The organism is Neptunomonas sp., assembly GCF_041601355.1.
In the GTDB taxonomy this organism is placed as follows: domain Bacteria; phylum Pseudomonadota; class Gammaproteobacteria; order Pseudomonadales; family Balneatricaceae; genus Neptunomonas.
In genome coordinates this window covers 1-4,489 of sequence record NZ_JBFIIH010000204.1, presented here as the reverse complement: position 1 = coordinate 4,489, position 4,489 = coordinate 1, and the positions used below count along the sequence as shown (strand labels likewise).

Below are 4,489 nucleotides of genomic sequence, written 5' to 3'. Positions count from 1 at the left end.
GAAGTGTGCGCCTTCGGCATTGGCTAAACAGTAAATATGGCCCTGCAGTAACTGGCTTACCAGATTAAAGGCGATATGCATGCCTAAACCACTACAGCCTTCGTTACGTTTTGTCGTCATAAAGGGCTCAAACACCTTACGCAGCCAGTCATCAGGGATCCCCACGCCGTTATCACGATAATCGATAATCAGACGATCTGTGTGCGGCTTAACATCAATCGTAATAACGCCACCGGGACGATCTTCAAACCCATGAATTAATGAGTTAAGAATCATATTGGTAAATATCTGATAATAACAACCCGGATAGCTATCAATAATAAAGTGACTGGGGGCATGAATAACGATCTCGGGTTTACATTGTTTGAGGCGTGGCTTGAGTGATAAAAGCACCTCATCGAGATATTGAATCAGGTCAAATCGGCGACACTGTTCACTCGATTGGTCGACAGACACTCGCTTAAATGCATTAATCAGTTGAGCGGCGCGCTCAAGATTCTGGCAGATCAATTGGCTGCTCTCAACGGCGGTATTCGCTAATGGATCGTCAGGGTTATGTTGCTGATATAAGTTGGCCTGATCGGCGAGGTAAGAGGCGGCGGTAAAGCCAATGCCGATAGGCGTATTTATTTCATGGGCAACGCCTGCGACTAATCCACCCAAAGCCGCCATTTTTTCCGACTCGACCAGTTGTTGTTGTGTTGATCGTAATGTGGCTAATGTCTCGTGTAACTCCTGGTTACGCTCTTTCAGCTCTTTGGTGCGATCAATAACACGTTGTTCCAGTTCGGTATTCAGCTTAGCTAATGAGCGCTCGGCGTCTTCGCGTTTACTCATATCATGCAGCATCGAACGCCGCATATTGTTCATCGCGTCAACTACCTGGCTGAGCTCATCATCCTTATGTTTGGCATTACGCTTCAATGTCAGCGGCGTATCCAGATGATCAAGCTTGAGGCGACGGGCATAAGTGGCCATGCTCCCCAGGTGTTGAGTGATAAGTCTATGGAATAGAGTGAGTATAAAAATGGAGACTAAAAATGTCTTTATGCCTTGTGAGGCTAAGATCACCAGCACTTTATCACCTAACCTGCTATACACCTCATCAAGACTAAGAATCAAGGTAAGCTGGCCTACAGGGATGGAGCCTCTGCCTGCGTCATAATGCTCTAACGGATAATGACGCTCGATAGAGTCTGTCGTTGGTTTATTGCCGGCAACATAAAAATCATTAAAGGGTGACGTAATCTCCAGATAACGTACATCGGGCAACTGTAACAAGCCATCAAGCTGTACCTGAATCTGTGCCGGGCTGATCTCCCACAAACTGTTTGCCAGGCTGTTCAGGGAGCTGGATTCTATCTGCAGCAAGCGCTCATCAATCGCCGATAATTCGTAGCGATAATCAAGCCATAATTGTGTGCCGGTAGCGATCAACGTGATGGCAGAGCTGTATAACAAAATCGCTGCCAGTAAGCGTATGCCGAGTGGTTTCTGGTAGCGAAGCTGACGGAAGCGTTGCAGCAATTGCATAGTAATAAGTCTTTCAGAGCCATTAACTGCTTATCATAACCCTACAGGGGCAAGACGAAACCCTCTTGATTAACCTTTTTGCTCTCTCGTAAGGTTGCCAGCGGTTTTTTGAAGAGCAGAAGTACAACGCAAAAGATGATTAATTTTTTACTTCTTGATACATATCAAACACTACATGTAGTGTTTGATATGATAATAATCTCAATATATAGTTATTTGAATATGTCTGTTATATATCTGAGGAACAACCTATGGTCGCCACGTTAGAGAAAATTACAGAACCCGATACCGAACAGGTTACAGAAAAAGCGGCAGCAGAGATTATTCTGCAAGATACGTCTCTTGATATATGGGATAGTAAATACCGCTTAAAGTCTAAGCAAGGCGAGGCACTGGATAATTCAATTGATGACTCCTTCATGCGTGTCGCTAAAGCGCTGGCGGCAGTCGAGGCTGATGAGAAAAGCCAGGCATACTGGTATAAGCAATTCATATGGGCGTTACGTCAAGGGGCCGTTCCTGCCGGGCGTGTCATCTCTAATGCGGGGGCCCAACAACACAAGCCCGCTACTTCAACCATTAACTGCACAGTGTCAGGCACTATCTATGATTCCATGGATGATATCCTTGGCAAGAACCACGAAGCAGGGCTCACCTTAAAAGCAGGCTGTGGGATCGGTTATGAATTTTCTACCCTGCGACCTAAAAACGCATTTGTCTCAGGTGCCGGCGCCTACACTTCAGGGCCGTTATCCTTTATGGATATCTTTGATCGCATGTGTTTTACGGTATCCTCAGCCGGTGGCAGACGCGGCGCACAGATGGCGACTTTTGATGTGGGGCATCCTGATGTGCTCGAATTTATCAAAGCAAAGCGAGAAGATGCCCGGCTGCGACAGTTCAACCTTTCATTGCTGATTACCGATCAGTTTATGCATGCGGTAACAAACAATAAGGAGTGGCCGCTGGCATTTCCTCTGACAGAGAAAGAACAACAACGCGATGTGATAAATCTGAACGACGCCAGTCAGGTACTCTGGCGAGAATGGCCGATACAACAGGGCTATATCACTAATGACGAAGGACTGGTTGCCTGCAAAATCAGTAAAACAGTGAAAGCAACCCATCTATGGAACGCTATTATGAGTTCCACCTATGATTTTGCCGAACCGGGTTTTATCCTGATTGATAAGGTAAACGAACAGAACAACAACTGGTTTTGTGAAAATATCCGTGCGACGAATCCTTGTGGTGAGCAACCGTTACCCCCTTACGGTAGCTGTTTGCTCGGCTCGATCAACCTTACTAAGTTTGTCCTAGATCCTTTTACTCAACATGCTCGTTTTGATTGGGATCGCTTTAAAACAACCGTGACCATCTTTACCCGCATGTTGGATAACGTTGTTGAGATCAACGGATTGCCGTTAGAAGAGCAGCGCCACGAGATCAATCATAAACGCCGTCACGGTATGGGATATTTGGGGTTGGGTTCCACCATCACCATGCTTAAAATGAAATACGGCGATGCTGCATCCGTCATTTTCACAGAACAAGTCACAAAAGCATTAGCCATTACCGGCTGGCGTGCGGGGCTTGAATTGGCCAAAGAAAAAGGCGCGGCGCCGATTATGAATGAGCAATTTACGGTGACGGGTGAGATGCTACGTAAACGCCCCGAGATGCTTGATGATGGTTACAAAGCCGGGGACTCAGTCGCGGGCAAAGTGCTGCATGCACGTTACAGTCGCTACATGCAACAGATCGCTAAAAGTGAACCAGAGCTGGTCAAGCAGCTAGCTGAGCACGGCTGCCGTTTTACTCACCATAGCTCGATCGCGCCAACAGGTACCATTGCGTTATCGATAGGTAACAATGCCAGCAATGGGATCGAACCCAGTTTTGCACATCATTACTCCCGCAATATTATTCGCCAGGGTAAGAAATCCAAAGAAAAGGTCGATGTGTTTTCGTATGAGCTGCTGGCTTATCGTCACCTTATTAATGCAGAAGCGATGCCCTATAGCGATGTGCCTGCCCAACAGTTGCCGGATTACTTTATTTGTGCGGACGACATCCACCCAAAACAGCATGTTGACATACAAGCGGCGGCACAAAAATGGATCGATTCCTCCATCTCGAAAACGGCCAATGTGCCTACTGACTACCCCTATGATGAGTTCAAGGATATTTATCAATATGCCTATGAGCAGGGGTTAAAAGGTTGCACCACTTTTCGTTTCAATCCAGAGGCCTTTCAGGGGGTGCTGGTAAAAGAGCAGGATCTTGAAAACACCCTCTATCAGTTTACGTTGACCGATGGCAGTGTGGTTGAGCTGAAAGGCAGTGAAGAGGTTGAGTACGATGGCGAGTGCCACACTGCGGCTAATCTGTTCGATGCGCTTAAAGAAGGTTACTACGGAAAATTTTAAGGAGAGACCCGCATGTCATCAACAGCACAGAAGAAAATAGTCCGTATTGATCAAGCTATCATCAGTTACAAAGTGATCACTACACAAGAAAAAGCAGCAGAAGAAACGGCAGCGTTAGCGGCTGACGCGGCCGTAGCCGAGCCGCAACAGCCCGAACAGAAGCCAGAACAGAAGCCAGAGCAGAAAGGCGAACTCAGCCTGGAAACCGTCCACGAAAACCTGAGTCGTCCGGACTTTCTTATGGGCTCAACTTATAAAATAAAAACACCGATGTCTGAGCATGCGCTGTATATCACCATCAACGACATTGTCCTGAATCAGGATACAGAGCATGAACAACGCCACCCCTATGAGATATTTATTAACTCTAAAAACATGGATCACTTCATGTGGGTCGTCGCACTCACCCGCGTTATCTCTGCCGTATTTCGTAAAGGCGGCGATGTCACCTTTATGGTGGAAGAGCTAAAAGCCGTGTTTGATCCTAAAGGCGGCTACTTTAAAAAAGGCGGTAAGTTTATGCCTTC

At 46.7% G+C, this 4,489-nt stretch carries 2 protein-coding genes and 1 pseudogene; 2 read left to right on the top strand and 1 reads right to left on the bottom strand.

Annotation, left to right across the window (positions count from 1 at the left end; genetic code table 11):
* Window positions 1-1,533: ATP-binding protein (locus tag ABY436_RS19130; RefSeq protein WP_372740521.1), on the bottom strand; the 1,533-nt coding region annotated here is incomplete at its 3' end.
* 251 nt (window positions 1,534-1,784) lie between these two features.
* On the opposite strand from ABY436_RS19130, the gene ABY436_RS19125 reads away from it, so the two are divergent.
* Window positions 1,785-3,962 (top strand): adenosylcobalamin-dependent ribonucleoside-diphosphate reductase, encoded by a 2,178-nt coding sequence (locus ABY436_RS19125; protein WP_372740520.1) that lies wholly within the window; start codon window positions 1,785-1,787, stop codon window positions 3,960-3,962.
* A gap of 12 nt (window positions 3,963-3,974) precedes the next feature.
* Window positions 3,975-4,489 (top strand): annotated as a pseudogene (locus ABY436_RS19120) (NrdJb); the annotation flags it as partial.

Coding starts and splice junctions, on each gene's coding strand:
- ABY436_RS19125 (WP_372740520.1), top strand. CDS start 1,785: ATGGTCGCCACGTTAGAGAAAATTACAGAACCCGATACCGAACAGGTT.